This is a genomic window from Paraburkholderia franconis (assembly GCF_009362735.1).
Taxonomy (GTDB): Bacteria; Pseudomonadota; Gammaproteobacteria; order Burkholderiales; family Burkholderiaceae; genus Paraburkholderia; species Paraburkholderia franconis.
In genome coordinates, this window is record NZ_WHNP01000030.1 from 18,113 (window position 1) to 39,438 (window position 21,326).

20 protein-coding genes and 1 pseudogene are annotated in these 21,326 nt (G+C 65.7%); 7 read left to right on the top strand and 14 right to left on the bottom strand.

The window, feature by feature from the left end; genetic code table 11:
- The first annotated feature begins 17 nt into the window (after positions 1-17).
- The 3 genes from GCT13_RS27335 to GCT13_RS27345 all read left to right on the top strand — a co-directional run bounded on the left by GCT13_RS27335 (position 18) and on the right by GCT13_RS27345 (position 2,671).
- On the top strand, positions 18-233 hold the full coding sequence (locus GCT13_RS27335; RefSeq protein WP_152763331.1) for a hypothetical protein: 216 nt from the start codon (positions 18-20) through the stop codon (positions 231-233).
- A gap of 64 nt (positions 234-297) precedes the next feature.
- On the top strand, positions 298-1,803 hold the full coding sequence (gene glnA, locus GCT13_RS27340; RefSeq protein ID WP_152763333.1) for a type I glutamate--ammonia ligase: 1,506 nt from the start codon (positions 298-300) through the stop codon (positions 1,801-1,803).
- 61 nt (positions 1,804-1,864) lie between these two features.
- The gene (locus GCT13_RS27345) at positions 1,865-2,671 is read left to right on the top strand and encodes an alpha/beta hydrolase (RefSeq protein WP_152763335.1); all 807 of its coding nucleotides are present in this window, start codon (positions 1,865-1,867) and stop codon (positions 2,669-2,671) included.
- 55 nt (positions 2,672-2,726) lie between these two features.
- Here the strand turns inward: GCT13_RS27345 and GCT13_RS27350 are convergent, their stop codons facing one another.
- Positions 2,727-3,032, bottom strand: a complete 306-nt coding sequence (locus GCT13_RS27350; RefSeq protein WP_152763337.1) for a hypothetical protein — start codon at positions 3,030-3,032, stop codon at positions 2,727-2,729.
- Positions 3,033-3,514: 482 nt separating this feature from the next.
- On the opposite strand from GCT13_RS27350, the gene GCT13_RS27355 reads away from it, so the two are divergent.
- From GCT13_RS27355 to GCT13_RS27370, 4 genes are all read left to right on the top strand, one after another.
- Positions 3,515-5,218: a purple acid phosphatase family protein gene (locus tag GCT13_RS27355; RefSeq protein WP_152763339.1), complete on the top strand. Its 1,704-nt coding sequence runs from the start codon at positions 3,515-3,517 to the stop codon at positions 5,216-5,218.
- A gap of 269 nt (positions 5,219-5,487) precedes the next feature.
- Complete coding sequence (gene sctQ / locus GCT13_RS27360; protein ID WP_152763341.1) at positions 5,488-6,699, top strand: type III secretion system cytoplasmic ring protein SctQ; 1,212 nt, start codon at positions 5,488-5,490, stop codon at positions 6,697-6,699.
- On the top strand, positions 6,692-7,360 hold the full coding sequence (gene sctR, locus GCT13_RS27365) for a type III secretion system export apparatus subunit SctR (RefSeq protein ID WP_152763343.1): 669 nt from the start codon (positions 6,692-6,694) through the stop codon (positions 7,358-7,360). Before sctQ ends, sctR begins: the two co-directional genes overlap by 8 nt.
- Positions 7,357-8,244, top strand: a complete 888-nt coding sequence (locus GCT13_RS27370; RefSeq protein ID WP_152763345.1) for a lytic transglycosylase domain-containing protein — start codon at positions 7,357-7,359, stop codon at positions 8,242-8,244. Before sctR ends, GCT13_RS27370 begins: the two co-directional genes overlap by 4 nt.
- A 9-nt stretch (positions 8,245-8,253) precedes the next feature.
- Here GCT13_RS27370 and GCT13_RS27375 read toward each other — a convergent pair whose 3' ends face one another.
- The 13 genes and pseudogenes from GCT13_RS27375 to sctV all read right to left on the bottom strand — a co-directional run bounded on the left by GCT13_RS27375 (position 8,254) and on the right by sctV (position 21,285).
- Positions 8,254-9,285 carry an EscU/YscU/HrcU family type III secretion system export apparatus switch protein gene (locus GCT13_RS27375; protein WP_152763347.1) on the bottom strand — a complete coding sequence of 344 codons (1,032 nt, stop codon included), beginning with the start codon at positions 9,283-9,285 and terminating at the stop codon, positions 8,254-8,256.
- Positions 9,286-9,308: 23 nt separating this feature from the next.
- Complete coding sequence (gene sctT, locus GCT13_RS27380) at positions 9,309-10,112, bottom strand: type III secretion system export apparatus subunit SctT (protein WP_152763349.1); 804 nt, start codon at positions 10,110-10,112, stop codon at positions 9,309-9,311.
- Positions 10,113-10,150: 38 nt separating this feature from the next.
- Positions 10,151-10,660, bottom strand: a pseudogene (locus tag GCT13_RS27385) (hypothetical protein); the annotation flags it as partial.
- Positions 10,653-12,026 (bottom strand): FliI/YscN family ATPase, encoded by a 1,374-nt coding sequence (locus GCT13_RS27390; RefSeq protein ID WP_152763351.1) that lies wholly within the window; start codon positions 12,024-12,026, stop codon positions 10,653-10,655. The pseudogene GCT13_RS27385 and the gene GCT13_RS27390, both read right to left, overlap by 8 nt.
- Positions 12,023-12,652 carry a type III secretion system stator protein SctL gene (gene sctL, locus GCT13_RS27395; RefSeq protein WP_152763353.1) on the bottom strand — a complete coding sequence of 210 codons (630 nt, stop codon included), beginning with the start codon at positions 12,650-12,652 and terminating at the stop codon, positions 12,023-12,025. The genes GCT13_RS27390 and sctL overlap by 4 nt, the downstream gene beginning before the upstream one ends.
- Complete coding sequence (locus GCT13_RS27400) at positions 12,634-13,332, bottom strand: SctK family type III secretion system sorting platform protein (protein ID WP_227747035.1); 699 nt, start codon at positions 13,330-13,332, stop codon at positions 12,634-12,636. Before GCT13_RS27400 ends, sctL begins: the two co-directional genes overlap by 19 nt.
- 36 nt (positions 13,333-13,368) lie before the next feature.
- Positions 13,369-14,319 carry a type III secretion system inner membrane ring lipoprotein SctJ gene (gene sctJ / locus GCT13_RS27405; RefSeq protein WP_152763357.1) on the bottom strand — a complete coding sequence of 317 codons (951 nt, stop codon included), beginning with the start codon at positions 14,317-14,319 and terminating at the stop codon, positions 13,369-13,371.
- Positions 14,320-14,322: 3 nt separating this feature from the next.
- Positions 14,323-14,820 carry a hypothetical protein gene (locus tag GCT13_RS27410; protein ID WP_152763359.1) on the bottom strand — a complete coding sequence of 166 codons (498 nt, stop codon included), beginning with the start codon at positions 14,818-14,820 and terminating at the stop codon, positions 14,323-14,325.
- A gap of 151 nt (positions 14,821-14,971) precedes the next feature.
- Positions 14,972-15,187 (bottom strand): hypothetical protein, encoded by a 216-nt coding sequence (locus tag GCT13_RS27415; protein ID WP_090870907.1) that lies wholly within the window; start codon positions 15,185-15,187, stop codon positions 14,972-14,974.
- 165 nt (positions 15,188-15,352) lie between these two features.
- Complete coding sequence (gene sctD, locus GCT13_RS27420; protein WP_152763361.1) at positions 15,353-16,747, bottom strand: type III secretion system inner membrane ring subunit SctD; 1,395 nt, start codon at positions 16,745-16,747, stop codon at positions 15,353-15,355.
- Positions 16,728-18,815, bottom strand: coding sequence for a type III secretion system outer membrane ring subunit SctC (gene sctC, locus GCT13_RS27425; RefSeq protein WP_152763363.1), 2,088 nt, complete (start codon positions 18,813-18,815; stop codon positions 16,728-16,730). The genes sctD and sctC overlap by 20 nt, the downstream gene beginning before the upstream one ends.
- Complete coding sequence (sctS, locus tag GCT13_RS27430; protein WP_090870913.1) at positions 18,815-19,093, bottom strand: type III secretion system export apparatus subunit SctS; 279 nt, start codon at positions 19,091-19,093, stop codon at positions 18,815-18,817. Before sctS ends, sctC begins: the two co-directional genes overlap by 1 nt.
- A complete protein-coding gene (gene sctV / locus GCT13_RS27435; protein WP_152763365.1) occupies positions 19,090-21,285 on the bottom strand; it encodes a type III secretion system export apparatus subunit SctV in 2,196 nt (731 codons plus the stop codon). Before sctV ends, sctS begins: the two co-directional genes overlap by 4 nt.
- Between the last annotated feature and the right edge of the window lie 41 nt (positions 21,286-21,326).

Sequence of the window (21,326 nt, forward strand, 5' to 3'; positions counted from 1 at the left end):
CTTTTGTGGAGGTCACAATGAAAGCGGACGAAAGAGGCGACATGCACGCCTTCGTACAAACGGCTGAACAGGCAGGCGATTACGTCTGGGTCATCGCGCTCGTCGACTTCGCCGCGCGCGACGTGAAGCGCGCGCTCGTCTCCGACGAGAAATACTCAACCCGCGCCGCCGCGAAAGACGCCGGCGACGCGCGCCTGAAAGCGCTCGAGCAGGACCGTCAGGCTCACGCATAGCCGTCCTCGGCCCTTCAGCATGGGGACATGCATCACCGGCCAGGCGCCGCACAAGGAGCATCCCATGGCCAGCAAGAAAGACAAGTCAGGATCGTCCGTTGGCGTGTCGGTCGACGCGGGCAGCTATCGGGTCACGCGGCCCGACAGCGCCGACGCCGTGATCGATATGATCAGGCAGCACGAGGTTCAGATCGTCGACCTGAAGTTCACCGATCTGCCCGGACTGTGGCAGCACTTCTCGATCACGCTTCCCGAAGTTCACGACGGTCTGTTCGAAGCCGGCATCGGCTTCGACGGCTCTTCGATTCGCGGCTTTCAGGAGATTCACGAATCGGACATGCTGTTGCGGCCCGATCCGTCGACGGCATTCGTCGATCCGATGTGCGACACGCCCACGCTTTCAGTGATCTGCGACGTCGTGGACCCCGTGCTCAGGCAGCCCTATTCGCGCGATCCGCGTTACATCGCGAAGAAGGCCGAGAACTATCTACGGCAAACGGGTATCGCGACGACCTGCTACTTCGGCCCTGAGCTGGAGTTCTTCATTTTCGACTCGATCCGCTTCGGCCAGGATCAGCATAGCGGGTACTACTACGTCGAATCGGCGGAAGGCGACTGGACCACGGGCCGCGACGAAGGCGCATATGGCGGCGGCAATCTCGGCTACAAGCCGCGCTACAAGGAAGGCTACTTCCCGACGCCGCCGCACGACACGCTGCAGGACATCCGCAGCGACATCGCGCTGACGCTGCAAGAGGTGGGCGTGCAGGTCGAGGTGCATCATCATGAAGTCGCGACGGCGGGGCAGAACGAAATCGACATGCGCTTTGCGACGCTCACGCGCATGGCCGACAACGTGATGATCTACAAGTACATCTGCAAGAACATCGCGCGGCGCTACGGCAAGGTGGCGACGTTCATGCCCAAGCCGCTCTTCGCCGACAACGCGAGCGGCATGCATTGTCACCAGAGCCTGTGGCGCGACAACGAAAATCTCTTCTACGACGCGCAAGGCTGGGCGCTCACATCCGAGATGTGCCGCTGGTACATCGGCGGCCTGCTTCAGCACGCGCCGGCGCTGATGGCCTTCTGCGCGCCGACGACGAACTCCTATAAACGGCTCGTGCCGGGCTACGAAGCACCTGTGAATCTCGCGATGTCGCAGCGCAACCGCTCGGCGGCGGCGCGCATTCCGATGTACTCGGATTCGCCGAATGCGCGGCGTGTCGAGTTCCGCTGTCCCGATCCGTCGGCGAATGCCTATCTCGCGTTTGCCGCGATGCTGATGGCGGGACTCGACGGCATCGAGAAGAAGATGGACCCGGGCGAGCCGCTCGATCGCAACATCTATGATCTGCCGCCCGAAGAAGCGCGCAAGGTTCGGCAGGTGCCGGGATCGCTCGATGCATCGCTCGCCGCGCTCGAAATGGATCACGCGTTCCTGCGCAAGGGCGATGTCTTCACCGACGATGTGATCGACACGTGGCTGACGTACAAGCGCGCGAGAGAGGTCGACAGCATCCGGTTGCGGCCGCATCCGTGGGAGTTCTATTTGTACTTCGACGTGTAACGGTCGATGCGTCGATGCGTTCGCCGCATCCGTTCGCGACGTTCGACGCGCGAGTCATCGCATGCCTCTGCTCGCTTTCTGTATTCGACTCGCGCTGGTCGCGTATGTGATCGCGCTGATCGCGCTTTACTTCATGCAGGACAGGATGCTGCTGCCTGCCACGCTGTATGACGCCGAGCCGCCGACGGGACATCACGCGGGCTACGACGTCGAGCCGTGGCACGCGAATGGCCACTATGCAGGCTATGTCGCGACGCCTGCTGTCGATCAACCACGTGGCACGTTCATCGTCTATCACGGCAATGCGGAATCGGCGGAGAACAAGCTGCCGCTCGCCGAAGTCTTCCTGCGTGCAGGTTATCGCGTGGTGCTGGCCGAGTATCCGGGGCACGGCAAGCGCGAGGGCTCGCGCACGATGAAGGCCGCGTTGAACGCATCGCGAGACGCGCTCGCCGCAGCCCGCGAGCAATGGAACGGGCGTGTCTTTCTGGCGGGCGAATCGCTGGGCGCAGGGATGGCCGCGCAGGTCATTCGAGGCAATGAGTCGACGGTCGCGGGCGTCGTGCTCATCACGCCATGGGACACACTTGCAAGCGTCGCCGCAGAGACGCTATGGATCTTTCCCGTACGCTGGATGCTGCACGATCCGTTCGATTCGATCGCCGCGCTCGCGCATTATGCGAGCCCCGTCGTCGTGATCGGCGCGCAGGAGGACACGTTGATCCCTGTCGCGCACGCCCGCGCGCTCGCGAGCGCGCATCCGGGCGCTCATCCGATGCTGTTGACGGATGCGAACCACGACGACTGGTTCGATGCAATGACGGGTGAACGCTGGCAGCAGGTGCTTTTGTGGTTGGGCGCGGGCTAGTGCCGCACTGGTGGATCAGCCGCCCCACGCAATGCGACCAAATCAGGCAACCCGGTCAGCCAACCCGCCTCGCCAACATCTCATTGCAAATAAGCGCATGCAGATCTTCCGCACTAGGCTGCGTACCCCATCTACTGGCGCCCGCCACCGACGCAATCGCGAACCACGAATGCGGCGGAAACCACTCCTGCACCATCGCGCCGTTTTCGCGCAGACACAATTGCCCCGTCAGCTCGCTGAATTCAGCGGACATCGACTTGCCGTTCAGATGCACGGTCACGCACGTGCCCTTCGACGACGGTTGCTCCTCCACGCTGACGATCACATCCCCGTCGTGCAGATGTTCGTATGAAGTGGCCATGATCAATCGCGCCCGGCAAGTGCGCTTCGACGCAAGCGCGCGAACGTGGTCCATGCGAGTGTTGCTTTCATCGTTCACTCCTGGCTTCTGATCTCGGGAGCGACTATATGCAAACCGCAATCGGGAATCTGTGTACGTGTGTAAGCAAACGTGAATTCCGCTCGCGCTGCACCGTGCACACGGGACGAACTGTAACGGGCGTGCGTCGATACAACACTACGTCGGCCCGATCGCGCTGCATGACAGCATGAAAACAACGCGCGCCTGATCGTCTATCACATCATCGCGGCTACGCATACGCGTGGGGATTCCGCTGATAAACGACGGCATGCGCGACGCAAACGTTGTCACAGCGAGGTAACACAGTTCGGAATATCGTGTTGCCCGGAATCACACTGCATTCTCCGTTCCCTACCCGCGCCGACGCGCCCGCCCCACTGCGTTTTCTGCGTCGTCTGCCTTCCACCGCGAGAACAAACGACATGTCGAACAAGAACACTCCCGATGATGCATCGCCAGCCGAGCAGGCTGCCAACCCGTCAACCACGTTTTCGCGCCGCGGCTTTCTGAAGCTCGCGGGCGCATCCGGATTCGCGACTGCAGCGGGCACGTTCGCAGGCCCCGCCAAAGCCGCGCCGTCGGCACCCGACGGCACGCCGGAACAGATCCATCTGACCTGGGGCGAAGACCCCACGAGCGAAGTCGTGGTCTCGTGGGGATCGACGGCGGCGGCTGCGAATCCGCGCGTGCGCTTCGGCGCATCGGGCGAAAAGAAGGAGACGGTGCATGCCGTTCAGCGCACGTACACCGACGGCCTGAACGGCGAAGTGGTGTTCACGTATCACGCGCGTCTGCATGACCTTCATGCCGCGACGACGTACCAATACGAAGTAACGGCGGATAACGACAGCAACTCGGGCACGCCCTTTTCCGCGACCTTCACGACAGCGCCGCGCGGCCGCGCGCCGTTCCGCTTCACGAGCTACGGCGATCTTGCGACGCCCAACACAGGCTGGGTCCTGTCGTCGTCGCAAAGCCGCTTCGCGGTGCAGGCCGTCGAGCGCTTTCAGCCGCTCTTTCATCTGCTGAATGGCGACCTGTGCTACGCGAACCTGAACCCGACGCAGCAGCCGGAAGTGTGGCGCGACTTCGGCAACAACGCGCAGACATCGGCGGCGAATCGTCCGTGGATGCCGTGCCCCGGCAATCACGAAGTCGAATTCCACAACGGCGCGCAAGGCTTCGATTCGTATCTGACGCGCTACACGCTGCCGGGCAACGGCACGCGCTTTCCGGGCCGCTGGTACAGCTTCCGCGTGAGCTCGGTGCTGTTCATCTCGCTCGATGCAGACGATGTCGTCTATCAGGACGGCGCCGCCTTCGTCGCCGGACCGAACCCGCTCGTGCCTGCCGCTAGCACAGGCAACCCCGCCATCCAGCCGGGCACGTCGTTCTATATTCGCGGCTACAGCAACGGCGAACAGACGCGCTGGCTCGAAAAAACGCTGCGCCACGCCGCCGACGATGACGACATCGACTGGATCATCGTGCAGATGCACCAGGACGCGTTGAGCTCGTCGAGCACGGGCAACGGCTCGGACAAAGGCATCCGCGAAGCGTGGCTGCCGCTCTTCGATCGCTATGGCGTCGATCTCGTACTGTGCGGCCACGATCACGACTACGAGCGCAGCTACCCAGTGCGCGGCTGCAACCACCACGCGGGCATCGACGCGACGACGGGCGAGAAAGTCGACACGTTGCAACCGAAGCCGGCGATCCATCCGCATGCGAGCAGCGTCAACACGTTCGACACGAGCCACGGCACGATTCACCTGATTCTCGGCGGCGGCGGCACGAGCGCGCCGCTCGATGTGTATGGCGTCGATACCGGTAACGGCAATCCGCAAGCGAAGGTGTTCACGAAGCCCAACCGGCCGATACCGGGCACGACGGCGGGCACCTTCACGCGCGCGAACGCCGATGCCCTGGAAGATGCGATCTGGTCCGCGCGACGCGACACGGGCACGGGCTACGGCATCGCCGTGTTCGACTACGATCCGGGCCAGCACGGCGGCAAGACGACGATCACGATGAACTACTACCACGCGCCGGGCGCCGACAAAACGCCGACGCAGACATATGAACTCTTCGAGACCGTCACGCTGTCGAAGCATCGGCGCGGTTGATGATCCAAAGCGGTTGCGCAGCGCAATGCTTCAGCGAAGGCATGCGCACGCAACCGCCTTCGTAGTTTCCCCATCCGCGCGGCGGCCGAGTGGTCGCGAGACTACGAGTCGCGCCGCAAAATCGCGCGCGCCTATCCCTACAATCGACAGACTGGGCACGTTGCCGTTGCGGCAGCGCGCCCTTCTGTTCCCGGCACAAACAACACTCAACGCGACTTGATTCCGCCGTGCATGCCTTGCCTTTCTTGCGAGCCAACGTCGACGAGCGTATGGATCAGGTGATGGGCGACCCGCATGCGCACGGCACGCGTCGGGCCGAGCCCGCACAGACGCCGCCCGCGACCGCGCTCGATGCGTCGCCTTACCTGCCGCGCCTCACCGCCGCCGCGGCGCGCGGATTGACGAACGCCTACGCGGCGCGCGCGCCCCTGCCGCTGCGCCTCGGCGACAACGCATACGAGGTCGCCTGGCGAGCGGATGCCGAGCCCGTCGCGAATGCGCACGCGTATCGCTTCGTCGTCGGCCCGGCGCACGGCACGGTATGGATCGATCCATCGGCGGAAGCGGAATGGCTCGGCGACGCAGCCGATCCCGCCGTGCCCGCCGTATTGCGCGCCGCGTTGCTCGCCGATCTGTGCGCGCCGTTGACGAAGGCGCTGCAAACGCTCACGCGTCAACTTGTCGAATTGCTGCCGCCCGTTATCGATCCAACAGCCGCTCAAAGCGATGAACAGCCGGCGCAGCCGTCCCACGCCGACAGCGCAGCGCTGCGTTTCGAACTGCGCCGCACCGACGATGGCTGGCGTTGTCATGGCGCATTGCTGTTCGATGTGCCGGACGCGCTCGGTGTGTTCTTCGCCGCGCCGCCCGCCGACGATGCCGCATCGCGCGCGCAAGCCGCAAACGCGTTCGCGACGCTGCCCGTGCCGCTCGCGTTCGAGCTGGGCCGCACGACGCTGACCACGCAAGAACTCGCCGACGTCGAAGCCGGCGACATCGTCGCGATCGAATATTGGCGCACGCAAGGACAAAACCTGCTGTGCGTCGCGCACCTGGACGCGACGCCCGCATGGGAAATTCTCGGCATGCCGTCGGGCAACCGCATCGTCGTCGAGCGAATCAGGGAGATGCCTTTGGAACCTACGCAATCGCCAGAAGCGCCTCGCGCGCAATCGTCCCAATCGGACACCACGTCCGCTTCTTCTTCCACGCAGTCCGCGCGCCTGTTCGACGGGCTCGCGGTCGAACTGACGTTCCAGCTGCCTTCCTGCACGATGCCGCTCGGCGAATTGAACGCGCTGCAGCCGGGCGGTGTGATCGAGTTGCAGCAGGGCATCAATCAGAGCGTGATTCACATCGTCGCGAACGGCACGCAGATCGGCACCGGCCATCTGATCGCCGTGGGCCAGAAGCTCGGCGTGCGCATCACTTCGCTCACGCCGCTCGCTGCGCACGCGCCGCGCGAGCGTCAGGATGGGTAATCTGCCGAATCCCGTCTCGCTGATCGCCGTCATCGTCGCGCTCGGCATTGCGCCGTTCGCCGCGTTGATGGTGACGAGCTACACGAAGCTCGTCGTCGTGCTCGGCCTGTTGCGCTCGGCGCTCGGTATCCAGCAGGTGCCGCCGAACATGGTGCTCAACGGCATCGCGTTGATCCTGTCGCTGTTCATCATGGCGCCCGTCGGCATGAACATCCGCGACGCGTTGCAACAGCGCAATTTCAATCCTTCGGGCCAGCTCTCGACGGCGGACATCGGCGCGCTCGCCGACGCCGCGCTGCCGCCCATCAAGGACTTTCTCGTTGCGCACACGCGGCTGCGCGATCGCGAGTTCTTCGTGAAGACAGCCACGAGCGTCTGGCCGAAAAGCCGCGCCGACGGCCTCAAGGACGACGATCTGCTGGTGCTCGTGCCGAGCTTCACGCTCGCCGAACTGACGAAGGCGTTTCAGATCGGCTTCGTGATCTACATCGTGTTCATCGTCGTCGATCTGCTCGTCGCGAACGTCCTGCTCGCGCTCGGCATGCAGATGATTTCGCCGACGACGATCTCCGTGCCGTTCAAGCTGCTTCTGTTCGTCGCGCTCGACGGATGGTCGCTGCTCGTGCACGGCCTCGTGCTGTCATACCGGGTGGCGGGATGAAACGCGCGGCCTACGCGGGCTGGCCGCTGCTGTCGCGTATCGCGTGTCTGCTGTCATGCAGCGTCGCCGCGCTCGCGGCTCTTGCGGCGCTCATGGCGCTTGCGGCAAGCATCGCAAACGATGCGGCCGCGCAAACGCATGCCGATCCCCGCAACGGCTTCGCTCAGCTCGCGCACAGTTGCGCGCCGAACGTCGATGTCGTCACACTCGCGGCGCTCGTGCGCACGGAGTCGGGCTTCAACCCGCTGGCGATCGGCGTGGTGGGCGCGCATCTCGCGCATCAGCCGGCGTCGCTTGCGGAAGCGCTCGCGACTGTACAGGTGCTCGAAACACGCGGCTACAGCTACAGCGTCGGCCTGTCGCAAGTGAACAACCGCAACTTCGCGAAGTACGGCGAGACGGCGGCGACGCTCTTCGAGCCGTGCCGCAACCTGCGCGCCGGCGCCGCCATTCTCACCGATTGCTTCGCGCGTTCGAGCCGCGCGCCCGTCGATCAGCAGATGGCATTGCGCGCGGCCTTGTCGTGCTACTACAGCGGCAACTTCACGACGGGCTTTCGTGCTGGCTATGTCGGCAAAGTAGTGATGAGCGCGCGCATGAACGCGGTGCGCGGCGGCGTCGAGCCGATACCCGTCGTCAGCGATGCGCACGCGCCGCCACTTGCGCGCGACAAGGCGCTCAATGCAAGAGTCGACGAGACGTTGAACGAAGTGCGAAGCCATGCAAGCCCGGCGAATCATGACGCGACGACACACGTCACTCCTGTGAGCAGCACCAGACACGATGCGCCGTCGTGCAGCGCGCATCCGCTCGTGACCGTCTGCCACGGACTCAGCGCGGCCCAGATTCGCGTGCTGTGCGTGCGCTGTCTCGACGCGCATTGAAGCGCGCAGTCATCCGCTGCCCTTCGCCCATTTCAGCAGCCGCGCCACTTCCTCGAAGTGATGCGGCGAGATCGTGCCGTTTTCGGGCGTCGATTCATAAAGCGCTTCGGCAAGCCCCGTGTTCGCGAGTGTCGGCCGCAAGCTGGCTTGCGCGAGCTTCACGATACGCTCGGCCGCTTCGCCCTCGCCGCGCGCGAGCACCCACGGCAGCGTACCCAGCCCGCTGTAGTACAGCGCAACGGCCACGCGCGACGAATACACGACGGCCGACGCATAGCCGATCTTGTCGCCCAGCGACGCCAACTGCATTTCCATCGCGATCTGCTTGCGGCGCGACTGGACATGCGGATCGCCTTCGTCTTCCTTGTGCTCGCGCCGCACTTCCTCGATCGACATCTTCATCTTCCGGTTGAACTCGAACCGTTGATGCACGATGTCGATCAGCGCCATCACGATGAACACGAGCGCGGCCCAACCGAACAGCAACAGCAGCAGGTGCGCGATCAGCGCGAGTATCGACAGCGGCCGCGTGAAGCCCGATTGCACCGACGGATCGAGCGACGCGTAGATCACCCAGCCGAGCGTCGCGACGAGCAGCACGGTCTTGACGATCATCTTCGCGAGATTGACGAGATTGCGCAGCGACCACAGGTTCTTGAGGCCTTCGGCGGGATTGATCCGCGACAGCGACGGCGCAAGCCGGCTCCACGCCATCAAACCGCCTACCTGCACGAAGCCCGCGAGCAGTCCCGCCGCAAGCCCAATGCCGACGAAGCCGAGCGTCGGCATCAGCCATGCGTGCGATGCGGCACCGACTAGCGATGCGATCCGCTCGCCAGGGTCGGGCGCGCCGACGGCGTCGAAGACGAGACGAAACAGCGTCTGCACGCGCGTGAACATCTGCGACAGGCCGCTCGCGAGCGCGACGCACACGCCGACGAACATCGCCGTCGAGATGGTCTCCGCGCTCTTCGGGACCTCGCCTTTTTCACGCGCTTCGCGCAGGCGCTTCGCGGTCGGTTGCTGGCTCTTTTCCGCCATCGCCAAAGACCCCCAGCGGCCCGTCAGTGCGCCGGCTGCAACAGCGAGCGCAGCAACGCGACCATGCCGCTGTCGGGGCTCAGCAGATCGTGCAGCGACGCGTAGACGACGGGCAGGAACAGCACCATCATCATCATCGCGAGCGCGCTCTTCACCGGCTGCGAGAACGTGAACACATTGAGTTGCGGCACCCCGCGCCCGACCAGCCCGATCCCCGCCTCGACGAGCACCAGCACGATCACGACGGGCGCGGCGAGCTTGACCATCCAGACGAATACGGCGTCCGTCTGCCTCACGACGAACGTCGACAGCACCTTCGAAAAGTTCGGCAGCAACGTGCCGATCGGCCACCACGAATACGACTGCGCGAATACCTGCACGATCATCTGCAAGCCGCCCGCCGTCACGAAGAGCGCGACCGCGACGTAGTTCAGAAAGCCTGATGTGGGCCCGCCTTCATGACCGCCCATCGGATCGAAGAACGACGCGTTGCCGCTGCCCGTCTGAAAGTCGATCAGATAGCCGATGCCCTGGATCGCGAACAGCACCGCGCTCATCGCGCCCGCGAGCAGCACGCCGACGAGCGCTTCCTTCGCGGCGAGCAGGCACCAGACGAGAAACGGCAGATCGACGATCTGCGCGGGATCGATCACAGGCGCGACGAATGCCGCGATCACGACGGCAAGCCCGTTGCGCACGAGGCCCGTCACGATCTCTTCGTTGAAGACGGGCACGATCAGCATCACGGGCAACAGGCGCGGCATCACATAGAGCAGAGGTCGCGCGCCCGAAGCGATGTCGGTGAATTGCTGGGCCTGGTCTAGCATCGCGCGTCGCGGGTGAAGGGCAGCGCGTCGTTGCCGTCGTCGGATGCGCCAGCAGCTTGCGATGCGCCGAAGCGCCTCGTTGCGAAGCTGTCCGCGACTTCCTCGGCGGCCCGCTCGACGCGCGCGGCCCGCGAGCGTTGCGCTTTTTCGCCCGCTTTCTGGAGCTTGTCCTCGGCGGCCTGCGCGCGCCGTGCCGCGCGTTGCAGTTGCGCAAGCTCCGCTTCGTGGCCGTCGTGCGCGACGCTTGCCTGCTTCACCGAATCGCATGCCCTGCCGATGCTCACGTTGAACGTGCGCGTGTCGGCAACGGCCTCCTCGAAGTGACGCGCCGATCCGCCTTCGCCCTGCGCGAGCCGTTGCTGGATCGCCGCTTTCGCCGCGATCTGCTGATCGAGACGCCGCTGCGCTTCGTCGAGCGCGCGCCGGCTTTGCGCGGCGATGCGCTGCTGGCGAGCCGCCGCGACGCGCGCGAGTTGCGAGCGCATTTCGCGCACGCGCTTCAGGCGCGCGAGTGTCGCGAGCACGGCTGCGTCGTCGGCATCAGACATGATCATCCGCCAGTTTCGCAAGACGCGCGAGCGTCGGCTCGAAAGATGCGTTGTCGCTCGCGGCCTGCGCGCAGAATCCGGCGATCGCATCGCGCGCGCGCAAGGCCAGATCGCCGAGACGGTCGCTGCCTTCGCGATACTCGCCGATCTGCACGAGCAGTTCGATTTCCTGATACTTCGCGATCAGCTCGCGCACACGTCCCGCCGCGCGCTGATGTTTTGCGTTCGTCACGAGCGGCATCACGCGCGACAGGCTGGCGAGCACGTCGATCGCGGGATAGCGGTTCGCCAGCGCGATCTTGCGCGACAACACGATATGGCCGTCGAGAATCGAGCGGACTTCTTCCGCGATCGGGTCCGACTCTTCGTCGCCTTCGACGAGCACCGTGTAGAGCGCCGTGATCGAGCCTTGCTCGCCCTGTCCCGCGCGTTCGAGCAGACGCGGCAGCACGGCGAACGTCGAAGGGGGAAAGCTGCGGCGCGTCGGCGGCTCGCCACTCGCGAGACCGACTTCGCGCTGCGCGCGCGCGAAGCGCGTCAACGAATCGACGAGTAGCAGCACGCGCTGCCCGGCATCGCGGAAGTGCTCCGCGATCGCCGTCGCGACGAGGGCGGACTTCACGCGCTCCATCGCGGGACGGTCGGACGTCGAGACGACGAGAATCGAGCGCGCGCGCACTTCAGGCGAAAGCGAATGCTCGATGAACTCGCGCACTTCGCGGCCACGCTCGCCGACGAGTGCGATCACGTTGACATCGGCTTGCGCGCCGCGCGCGATCATGCCGAGCAGCGTGCTCTTGCCGACGCCCGACGGCGCGAAGATGCCCACGCGCTGTCCGACGCCGAGCGTCATCAAGCCGTCGATCACGCGCACGCCCGTCACGAACGGCGTGTCGATCATGCGGCGCGCGAGCGGATTGGGCGGCGGCTGTTGCGTCGACACCCACGCGCCGCCCGCCACCGGGTCCAGGCCATCGAGCGGTGCGCCGAGCCCGTCGAGCACGCGCCCGAACAGCGACGGCCCAACAGCGAACATATGCGCACGGCCCGAGGGCACGACGGTCGTTTCCGGCGATAGCCCTTCGACGTCGCCGAGCGGCGTCAGCAGCGTCGTTTGCCGCGAGAAGCCGACGACTTCGGCAAGACGCGTTGGCTGACCGGGCGTGTGCAATTCGCAGATTTCGCCGAGCCGCGCGCGAATACCCGTCGCGTTCAATATCTGCCCGACGGCGTGATTCACGCGCCCCTGCACCGACACGGGCGAAAAGAACGCGAGCCCCGCATCGAGATCGCCGACGAGTCGGCCGCTGTCGAGCGGCAACGCGTCGTCGTCGCCAATATCGGTATCGGTCGATGGCGTGTTCATCGCGTCGTCCCCTTCAACGGCTCGCGGCGAATCGCCTGACGCAGCGCGTCGATCTGCAAATCCAGGCTCGCGTCGATGCGCCCCGACGGCGTTTCGACCGTGCACGCCTGCGGGCCGATCTGCGCGTCCTCGACGATGCGTATCTTCCGCGACTGCGCGTGCTGCACGGAAGCATTGGCGAGCGCTTCCTCCATTTCTTCGCGGCGTCCCGGCGCGACGTGCACGACGAGAAACGGCTCGTCGCGCACGAGCGGCAAGATGCGCGCGAGCGCCGCCTCATAGAGCCGCTGCGTGTTCATCTCGCCGACGATCGCGCGCACGGCCTTCACGACGATCTCGGCCATCGCGTCCCTCATCGATTCCATCGTCTTCGCGGCCGCGAGCGCCTGCGTGTAGCTCTGCACCGCATGCTCCTGTTGCGCGCGCCGCAAGCCTTCCGCATAGCCCGCTTCGCGCCGCGCATCGAATTCGCGCTGCGCCGCTTCGACGATGCGCCCGGCCTCTTCGCGCGCGGTCGCGATCACTGCCGACGCATCGAGCAGCGCCGCGTACTCGCGTTCCTTGAGCACCTTGCGCTCGGAGAGCAGTTGCAGGTTGTCGCTCGTAATCAGAAAAGCCAGTCCCATGTCGCGAACCTCTCGGGGATCAGAAACAGAAACAGCAGTTCGCCAAGCTGGTCGCGTTGCGCGCTATTCAGCAGATACGGCGCTTCGCTGTCGATCGCCAGATTGAATTTGAGTGTCACGCGCCGCGCGACGGCTTCGCCCGCAGCGCCGATGAAGTCGGCGAGCAGACGGCCGCCGCGCGCGCGGATCAGCGCGGGCAACGCGGCGGGATCGTCGCGCCAAGGTTCGAGCGTTTCGCCGAGCGCGCCAAACTCCGGCGCGCGTTCGAGCGTCAGTTCGAGTGCATCCGCGCTGAGCTTGCCGACGATCTCCGCGCGCACGCGCCGCTGCTGCAACGCGTCGCGCAGCCACACGCGATGCAGCAGCAACCCCGCATACGACGCCAGTTGTTCGAGCGCCGCGCCCGGCAGCAGCGCGAGCCGCGCAAGCGGTGTCGACGCATCGAAGTCCGTCCGCTCCGCGCGATGCAGCGACAGCAGATGACGCGCGATCAAGCGGCGGCCCGCGTCGTCGAAACGCGATATGTGCCGGTACGCGACGGGCCAGTCGGCGGGAATGCGCGTGACGTGCAGATACGTGTCGGGCCGCAGATTGAACTCGCACACCATCCGGTAGAACGCGACATGCTGCGGCGGCGCCGGTGGTGCGAGCGTGTGTGTCCAGGGCTGCGTCATCGTCATGAATACTCGCGGGCTCCGCGCGCGCATTGCACACCGTCATGCACTGTCGCGCGCGCTGTCGCTCATGCGCACGCCGCGCGCGGCGATTGTGGCACCCGACGCGCCGTTCGACGCCGCACCGTCGCTGCGCGCGCCGCCTAGCAGCCCCGCCAGCCGTCCACCAAACATGCCGCGCCGCGCGGCCGACAGCGCGATCACCGCAAGCGTCAGCAGAATCAGCGCGCCGACCAGCCAGCCGAGCGGCGAGCGCAGCCGCACGATGTCCGTGAGCGCGTTGCCGATGCCGTTCACGGGCGCCGCCTTCGTCGCGGCTGGTTGCAGGAACAGGGACACGTTGTCGTATTGCAAGCCTTCGATGCTGTGCGCGACGAGATCCTTCACCATCGGCGCCATCGCGCGCAGATCGACGCCCGGCTTGTAGCGGATATACACGGCCGCCGACGACGGCTTGATCTTGTCCGCAAGCGGATCGTTCTCCGGTATCACGACCTGCACGCGCGCGACGACCACGCCTTCGATATCCTGCAACGTATGCGTCAGATCCTGCGAGACGCCGTACAGATAGCGCATGCGCTCCTCGGCGGGCGTCGACACGAGCCCTTGCTTCTGGAACAGCTCGCCGACGCTCGCGTAATGCGGCTTCGGCAGGCCGTTCGCGTGCAGCACGGTGAGCGCTGACTGCATGTCGTCGTCGGCGACTTCGACGAGCCATGCCTGCCGGTCCGACGCGTCGCGCGCATCGTTGTCTTTCGACGCAGCGATCCCCGCGTCGCCGAGCACGGCGACCATCTGGTTCGCCTCCGCTTCCGTGAGGCCCGAATACACTTCCTTCTGGCAGCCCGCGAGCAGCAGCACGAGCGCGCCCGCCGCCGCGACGCGCGCGGCGGGCCCGAGGCGTGACGCTCGCGTGCGGCTATTGCGCGTACCGCATGTGTCGCCCGTATCGCATCTATCGCGCTTATTGCACGCGTTGCATGAAGCCGTCATCCGTCATTCCTGGTTCTTCAGAATCGAATGCGTCAAGCCGTTGGTCGCCTGCGCGACGGCAAGGCTCAGCTGATATTCGGAAATCGTCGTCGTCGCGCTCCACTGAAAGTCGAGCGCCTGCGCCATCGACATCAACGGGTCGTTGCCGTTCTGCGCGATCGACGTGAGCATCTGCTCCTGATGCTTCTGCAAGCCCGAATAGCGCGTATCGAGATCGGTCGTGAACGTGCGCAGCCGTTCGACGAGCGACGAACGATTCGCGTCGGCGGGCGTCATGCGGACATCCGTCGATACGGGCGGCGTCTGCTGTGTCTGCTGCATCGCCGATGTGGACGACGTGCGTTGCGCTGCGGATGGCTCGCTTGCGTTCGACGTCTGCATCAAGCCGTCGAAACGCTTGACCTGCACCGCGTCGGGCGCCTGGGCCGCGTCGGCGTTAGTCGACGCCACGGCATTGGCGAGCGCGGCCGTCGAAGGCGGCGCGACACCTGAGACAGTCATGATCTGTCCTCCTTGTGCTCATCGGTCGACGCACGGGCAGCCGGCCGCAACGCGCGCGCACGAGGCCGCCGCCGATGCGCTTCATCGGCGTATGCGGGCATCGCGCGCCACGATGGCGCGGCGGGCGGCGGGCGACCAGCGATGCCCGGCGTCAGGAGCGTCCCGCGGAACCGATATGCTCCGCGGCCTGAGACGCGGCCGTCCCGGCTGCGGACGTGACAGCGCCCGTCGTCTGGAACGTGCTCGTCGAGCTTTGCACCTGGAACTGGATTTCGGTGAGCTTCTCCTGAGCCTGGATCAGCTGGTTCGCCTGGTTCTGCACTGCGCCCGTGTCCGTCACGGGACCTGTGTTGTTCGTCGTACCCATCTGTCGCTCCTTCATGCGTCAAGAAACATCCGGCTGCACGGCCCCATGCCGTGAGCCGTCACGCGAGCCTTCGCACCGGCCTCGATGCGCGAGCCTGCGTCCCGCTGCGCCGCGCCGCGCGCAAAACATGTGCGGCGAGTGTGTGGCGCGAATCCTGTCGAGTCTTCATGGCTGTGTTCGGTGTGCTTGCGTCGGCGTCGGCGTCCCCGTTGCGGTCGACGTTTGCATCGGCGACGAACCCGGCGTTTGCGCTGCGGGCTTCGCGCCCGCAACGGAGGACGCCGCCACGCCCGATACCGGCAACGCAACGCCCGCCGCCGCGCCGCTCGCGACCACCGATGCCGACGCAGCCGCCGACGCGCTCACGAGTGTTCCCGCCGCCTTGCCGCCGAGCGGCATCGTGATGCGGCGACCGTCCGCGTCGAACACGACCTCGTCAGCGCCGATCGACACGACGGTCGGCCCCTGCTTCATCTTTGCGCCTTCGAAATAGCGGCTGCCGTCGACGGTCTCGATGTAGCGCTGATCGCCGTCGCCCGCGAACACGGTGACAATCTCCGGAATGCCCGCCGTGCCGCCGAGCATGCCCGTGCGAGCCGGCGCGCGCGGATCGTCGTAACGCACGTGGTCGACGACTTCGAGCGCGGGCCGCGCGTCCTTCATGTAGTTCTGGATGCGCTGCGCGATCTGCGCGCGCGGCGCCGTGCCCGTGAGTTCGATCCGGCCGCGCCCTTTGTAGGTCACGTTCAGCGGCGTATCGCTGAAGTACGTCTGCGCGGTCGCGAGCAGATCGCTCACGACATAGATGTTGCCGAGCGCCGCGTTGTCGACGCTCGCGACGATCTGCGCGACCTTCTCGCGTTCCGCGCCGTCCTTCACATAGCCGGAGACGAGCGCGCCGTCGTCGCGCGGCGCGACGTCGAGTTCGGGATAGACACGCAGCGCCTGCTGCAGGCGGTGCACGCGCGAGAGCGCCGATTCGTGCTGCCACGGCAAGCCGCCCGACCACGCGACGAGCCCATAGCCCAGCGCGCCGAGCGCGACGCCGATCCACAGCGCGGCCAGCACGAGCACGAAGCGCCTGCTGCCGACGCGCCGTCCCGCATCCGCGAGCCAGCCGAGCCATGCGGCGTCGCGGCCCGTCGGCGGCTTTTCGCTTTCGGCGGGCAGCGCGACCGTCGAGAGCGCATTGCGCGCGATGCCGAGGCGTATCGAGCCGACCGTCACGATGTCGGCGGGCGTTATCGAACGGCGGCCCGCGCCGAGCGGTTCGTCATTGAAGAGCACGGATGCCTTGCCGTCGCCGAAGTTCTGCACCGTCACGGCAAGCGCGCCGACCTGAAGGCACAACTGCTTCGCCGCGATCTCGCGGTCGGGCAGGATCACTTCGCAATCGGCCGCCGTGCCGACCCAGTTCGCGCCGCGCGCGAGCGACATCGTGCGTCCGTACATCGGGCCGCTCAGGAAGCACAGATTCCACGGCGACGCCGCCGCATCCCGCGAGGGCGCAGCGGGCGCGCTCAGCGCGGTAGCGTGCGGATCAAGGGTGATCGTAGGCATGATCCTGCGTTCCTTGCGTTCCCTGCGGCGCTGTCTGCTGCACCGCTGCCGGCTGCGACGCCGCGTCGTTCGGCGATTGCGGCGCGGGCGGCGGCAGCGGCGGCCCGTAGCGCGTGCCCGGCAACGGCTTCGGCGTGAGCGGCACCGCGATGTCGTTATCGGGCGGCCGGTACGTCGTCAGCCCGTTCGCATCGGGCGTGCTGCCGATGTTCGGATTGATGGGCGCGCCATCGGGCCCATACATCGACGCATTGCTGACCACGCGCGGCGTGAGCAGATAGAAGCGCTCCATGTGCTCGCCCGTCTTGTCGGTGTACTTGAACAGATTGCCGATCAGCGGAATGTCGGAGAGCCACGGCACGCCGCTCTTGTTCAGTTGCACCTGATCGTTGTTGAAGCCCGCGATCAGCAGGCTCCTGCCTTCGTCGATCATCGTCTTCGTGACGATGTTGCGCTGCTGGATCACGGGCACGTTCGACACCGATTGTCCCGGCACCACGTTGCCGTCCTGAATGTCGATCGACATCATCACGCTTTGCGCATTCGGCGCATGTGCGGCGGCGGCCTGCGCGGCGGCATCGTCGACGATCATCGGCGTCACCTTGATGCTCGTGCCCGTCGTCACGCTGTACAGCGACGAATCCTGGAAGCCTTGCACCTGCACATAGAACTGCGTGAGGTTTTCGAGGATCGCTTCCGTGTTGTCGAGCGCGAGCACCTTCGGCTTCGAATGCAGTTCGGCCTTGCCCGTCTGCGCGAGCGCGTTGACACGCGTGAGCAGATAGTCGCGCAACGAGCCGCCGATCGACGCCGTGAGCGCGATGCCCGTCGGCATGAAGTTGCCCGTCTGCCCCGGCTCGGTCGTGCCGACTCCGAACGTGAGGGGCGGATTGCCGCTGCCGTTGTATTGCGTGTTGCCATTGAGCGGATTGGCGCCGTTGCCGATCTGCACGTCGCCGTGCGTCGTGTGCAGACGCCAGTCGATACCGAGACTGTCGAGCGAGTTCTCGTCGATGTCGATGATCGTCACGTTGATTTCGACGATGCGCGGACGCACATCGAGTTCGTTGATCAGCGACTGGTAGCGATACATGTTCTCCGGCAGATCGCGCACGAGCACCGCGTTGATCGCGGGATCGGCTTCGATCTGCGGCAGCGTATCGCTGCCTGCCGACGAGTCGTTCGAAAACGGCACAGAGCTATCCGGCGATGCGCCCGTCGCGCCATAGCCGCCGTAACCGGCCGGGCCGCCCGCGATGTCTGGAAACTCGAGGCGCGGCACCGCGATCGTCACGCCCGAGCCGAGCTTCATCTGCCGCGCGGCCGCGCCGAGCGTCGCGTTGGTCGGCACGTAGTTGTTGCGCGTGCCGCCTTTGCCGTACAGGCGCTTCAACATCGTCGCGACGCCGGGTATCACGACTTCCTTGCCCGAGCGGTTGATCGTGAAGTCCGACGCCCAGCCGTACTTGAGACGGAACGCGCGCACATCCGCAAGCTGTCCGTTCGACGACGGATTGCCAACCGTGCTCACGGCCTGGCGCACGAGTTCGATGTAGCGGCGCGGCCCGGACACATAGATGCTGTTCGCGCGGTCATTGATGACGAGCTGAAAGCGCTTGTCGGTGATCTGCATCGTCTCCAGCGCGCGGCCGATTTCGCCGGCCGAATTCGGCGGAATGGGGATGACCTGGCTTTGCGATTGATCGGCGGGATCGACGTAGAGGAACGAGCCGTCGTAGTACCACGTGAGGCCGTATGTCGAGCAGATCGTATCGAGCGTCTGCTGCGGCGTGCCCGAGAAGCGGCCGCTGATGGTGCCGTCCACTTTCGGATCGACGACGGCCGTCACGCCTTGCGACGAAGCCAGCTCGCGAATGAAGTCCGCGATCTTGCGGCCGTTTGCGACGATCGTGAACGGCCGGTTGCGCCAGCGCAGCTCGGCCGCGCGCGCGGGCTGCGCGAGCGAAGCGAGGATCGACATCGACAGCAGCGCGACCACGGACAGCACCGCGAGCGCGTTCTGCGCGCGCCTTCTGTCGAACTGGAACGGAACGGCACGTAGGCCCATCAGAGAACACCCGTCGAAGAAACGAACAAACGCGTCAGCGCCTGCTGCGCGAAACGCAGCACCTCGCCACCCAGCCAGCCGGACAACACCACCAGCGCGACCATCACGGCGATCAGCCGCACGGCGATGCCGATGTTGGCGTCCTGCACCTGCGTCACCGCCTGCAGGATCGCCACGATCAGCCCGACGACGGTCGCCGTCAGCACGATGGGCAGCGACAGCAGCAACACCAGCACGAGCGCCTGTTGCGTGAGATCGAGGATCGTCGAACTCGTCATGGCGTGGCCTGTGACGTGCGGACTTCGGCGCCTGCGCCAACCGTGCCGTCATCGGGCGGATTCTTCACCCAGCCCACGGTATGCAGCTGCACATCCTCCTCGATCTCCTGATACGACAGCACAGGCAGATCGGGCAGCACCGGTTGCAGGATCGACTTCGCGTAGCGGCGCGCGCCGAGCGCGACCATCACGGCGAGCCGCGCATTGCCGTGCTGCCCTGGCGCGGCGCTCGACGCATTGACGATCGCACGCACCTGCTCGCAGATGTCCTGCTTGATCGCGCTGGAGAGCGCCAGAAAATTGCCCTGCTTCGTGCGCATCACCGCGTTCTCAATGCGCTCCTGCAAGTTCTGTTCGAACAGCACGACGCGCAACTGGCGCGCGGCGCCCGCGTGGCGGTCGGTGATCATCCTGCGCAGATCGATGCGCACGAGTTCGACGAGCGCGATCACGTCGTCGGGCTCGTTCGGCGCCCATGTGATGAGGCTCTCGAAGATCACGCGCAGATTGCGGATGGGTACCTGCTCGGCAAGCAGACGACGCAACACTTCCGTCACGCGTTGCAGCGGCACGAGCCGCGTCAGTTCGCCGACGAGCTCCGGATGATCGCGCCGCACCAGATGCACGAGCGCCTGTGTTTCCTGAATGCCGATCAGCTCGTCGGCGTGCTGCCGCACGATCTGTTCGACGTGCGCCGCGAGCACGGCTTCGTTCAACAGATGCTTGCCTTCCGCGGGCGCGTTTGCGTCCGTCCTGATCCAGAGCGTTGTCGCGAAGGGACCGAACGCTTCCGCAGGCTGACGCTCCGCGCTCTCCGGCAACGGCGACACGCCGTCCCACATCAGCCAGCCGGGCTTCAATGCGCCGTGCGCGGCCAGCACGTCCTGCAGATAGATTCGATAGGTGCCGTCGGGCGCGCTTTCGTCGTCGTTCAACGTGATGCGCGGAAAGACCGTGCCGATATCGGCATCGACGCGCGCCTTCGCGGCCGACAACGCAGACTGCAATTGCGTGAGGTTGAGTGCGCTGCGCAGATCGGCGGCCAGCGTGACGGCGATCAGCGACGTCACGCCCGCGACATGCGAGACGCGCGCCGCCTGCCCTTCGCCCTGCGCGCCGTCGACGCGGCCCGCGATGTTGATCAGGTTGAACGACGGCGCGGCCGTGCGGCGCTTCATCTGCATGATCGCGACGCCGCCGAGCGCGAGCGCGATCAGCGCGAACGACCATTTCGGAAAGCCCGGCACGATCAGAAAGCCAGCGAGCACCAGCGCCGCAATCAGCAGCGCGCGCGGATGCGCACCTAGCTGTTCGCCGAGTTGCTCGCCGAGCTGGCGTTGGCGTGCATCGCGTGTCGCGACACGTGTCGTCACGATGCCCGCTGCGATCGACACCAGCAGCGAGGGAATCTGCGACGCCATGCCGTCGCCGACGGTGAGAATCGCGTAACGCTGCAACGCGTCGCCGATGCTCATGTCGTGCATCACCGTGCCGACTGCGATGCCCGCGACGATATTGATGAACGCGATGACGAGCCCCGCGATCGCATCGCCCTTCACGAACTTCATCGCGCCGTCCATCGCGCCGTGCAACTGCGATTCCTGTTCGAGCTTTTCGCGCCGCTCCCTCGCCTCCTCCGCGCTGATGATGCCCGCGCGCAGATCGGCGTCGATGCTCATCTGCTTGCCGGGCATCGCGTCGAGCGAAAAGCGCGCGCCCACTTCCGCGACGCGCTCCGAGCCCTTTGCGATCACGATGAACTGCACGACGGCGATCACGAGAAACACCACGCCGCCGACGACGACGTTATTGCCGACAACGAGGCGCCCGAACGCATCGATGACGTGGCCCGCATTCGCGTGCAGCAGAATCAGCTTGCACGATGCGATGTTCAGCGAAAGGCGAAACAGCGTCGTGAACAGCAGCAAGGCCGGAAACGATGAAAAGCTCACTGCGGACGGCACATATGTGGACACCGTCAGCAACACGACGCTCACGGCGAGATTCAGCGAGATCATCCCGTCGAGCGCCGCTTGCGGCAGCGGCAGAATAAACAGGGCAATGACGGCGACGATGAACGCCGCGAGGAACAGATCGGCGCGCGGCGCCGCGGCGCGGCGGGCGCCGGATACGCTCGCGCCAGCGCGAAACATCCGCTGCCAGCCGCGCGGAAGCGCCTTGAGATCTGCCATCGTCGAATGCCCACTCCCTGTTTGAAACACGGTTTGTGATA

Bases quoted from the DNA above. Each gene is read 5' to 3' on its own strand.
- sctC (WP_152763363.1), bottom strand. From the start codon at position 18,815: ATGGGCCTACGTGCCGTTCCGTTCCAGTTCGACAGAAGGCGCGCGCAG.
- sctR (WP_152763343.1), top strand. From the start codon at position 6,692: ATGGGTAATCTGCCGAATCCCGTCTCGCTGATCGCCGTCATCGTCGCG.
- GCT13_RS27400 (WP_227747035.1), bottom strand. From the start codon at position 13,332: ATGACGATGACGCAGCCCTGGACACACACGCTCGCACCACCGGCGCCG.
- GCT13_RS27415 (WP_090870907.1), bottom strand. From the start codon at position 15,187: ATGGGTACGACGAACAACACAGGTCCCGTGACGGACACGGGCGCAGTG.
- sctQ (WP_152763341.1), top strand. From the start codon at position 5,488: ATGGATCAGGTGATGGGCGACCCGCATGCGCACGGCACGCGTCGGGCC.
- GCT13_RS27350 (WP_152763337.1), bottom strand. From the start codon at position 3,032: ATGGCCACTTCATACGAACATCTGCACGACGGGGATGTGATCGTCAGC.
- glnA (WP_152763333.1), top strand. From the start codon at position 298: ATGGCCAGCAAGAAAGACAAGTCAGGATCGTCCGTTGGCGTGTCGGTC.
- GCT13_RS27345 (WP_152763335.1), top strand. From the start codon at position 1,865: ATGCCTCTGCTCGCTTTCTGTATTCGACTCGCGCTGGTCGCGTATGTG.
- sctD (WP_152763361.1), bottom strand. From the start codon at position 16,747: ATGCCTACGATCACCCTTGATCCGCACGCTACCGCGCTGAGCGCGCCC.
- sctJ (WP_152763357.1), bottom strand. From the start codon at position 14,319: ATGACGGCTTCATGCAACGCGTGCAATAAGCGCGATAGATGCGATACG.
- sctV (WP_152763365.1), bottom strand. From the start codon at position 21,285: ATGGCAGATCTCAAGGCGCTTCCGCGCGGCTGGCAGCGGATGTTTCGC.
- GCT13_RS27410 (WP_152763359.1), bottom strand. From the start codon at position 14,820: ATGACTGTCTCAGGTGTCGCGCCGCCTTCGACGGCCGCGCTCGCCAAT.
- GCT13_RS27370 (WP_152763345.1), top strand. From the start codon at position 7,357: ATGAAACGCGCGGCCTACGCGGGCTGGCCGCTGCTGTCGCGTATCGCG.
- GCT13_RS27390 (WP_152763351.1), bottom strand. From the start codon at position 12,026: ATGAACACGCCATCGACCGATACCGATATTGGCGACGACGACGCGTTG.
- GCT13_RS27335 (WP_152763331.1), top strand. From the start codon at position 18: ATGAAAGCGGACGAAAGAGGCGACATGCACGCCTTCGTACAAACGGCT.
- GCT13_RS27355 (WP_152763339.1), top strand. From the start codon at position 3,515: ATGTCGAACAAGAACACTCCCGATGATGCATCGCCAGCCGAGCAGGCT.
- sctT (WP_152763349.1), bottom strand. From the start codon at position 10,112: ATGCTAGACCAGGCCCAGCAATTCACCGACATCGCTTCGGGCGCGCGA.
- sctS (WP_090870913.1), bottom strand. From the start codon at position 19,093: ATGACGAGTTCGACGATCCTCGATCTCACGCAACAGGCGCTCGTGCTG.
- GCT13_RS27375 (WP_152763347.1), bottom strand. From the start codon at position 9,285: ATGGCGGAAAAGAGCCAGCAACCGACCGCGAAGCGCCTGCGCGAAGCG.
- sctL (WP_152763353.1), bottom strand. From the start codon at position 12,652: ATGGGACTGGCTTTTCTGATTACGAGCGACAACCTGCAACTGCTCTCC.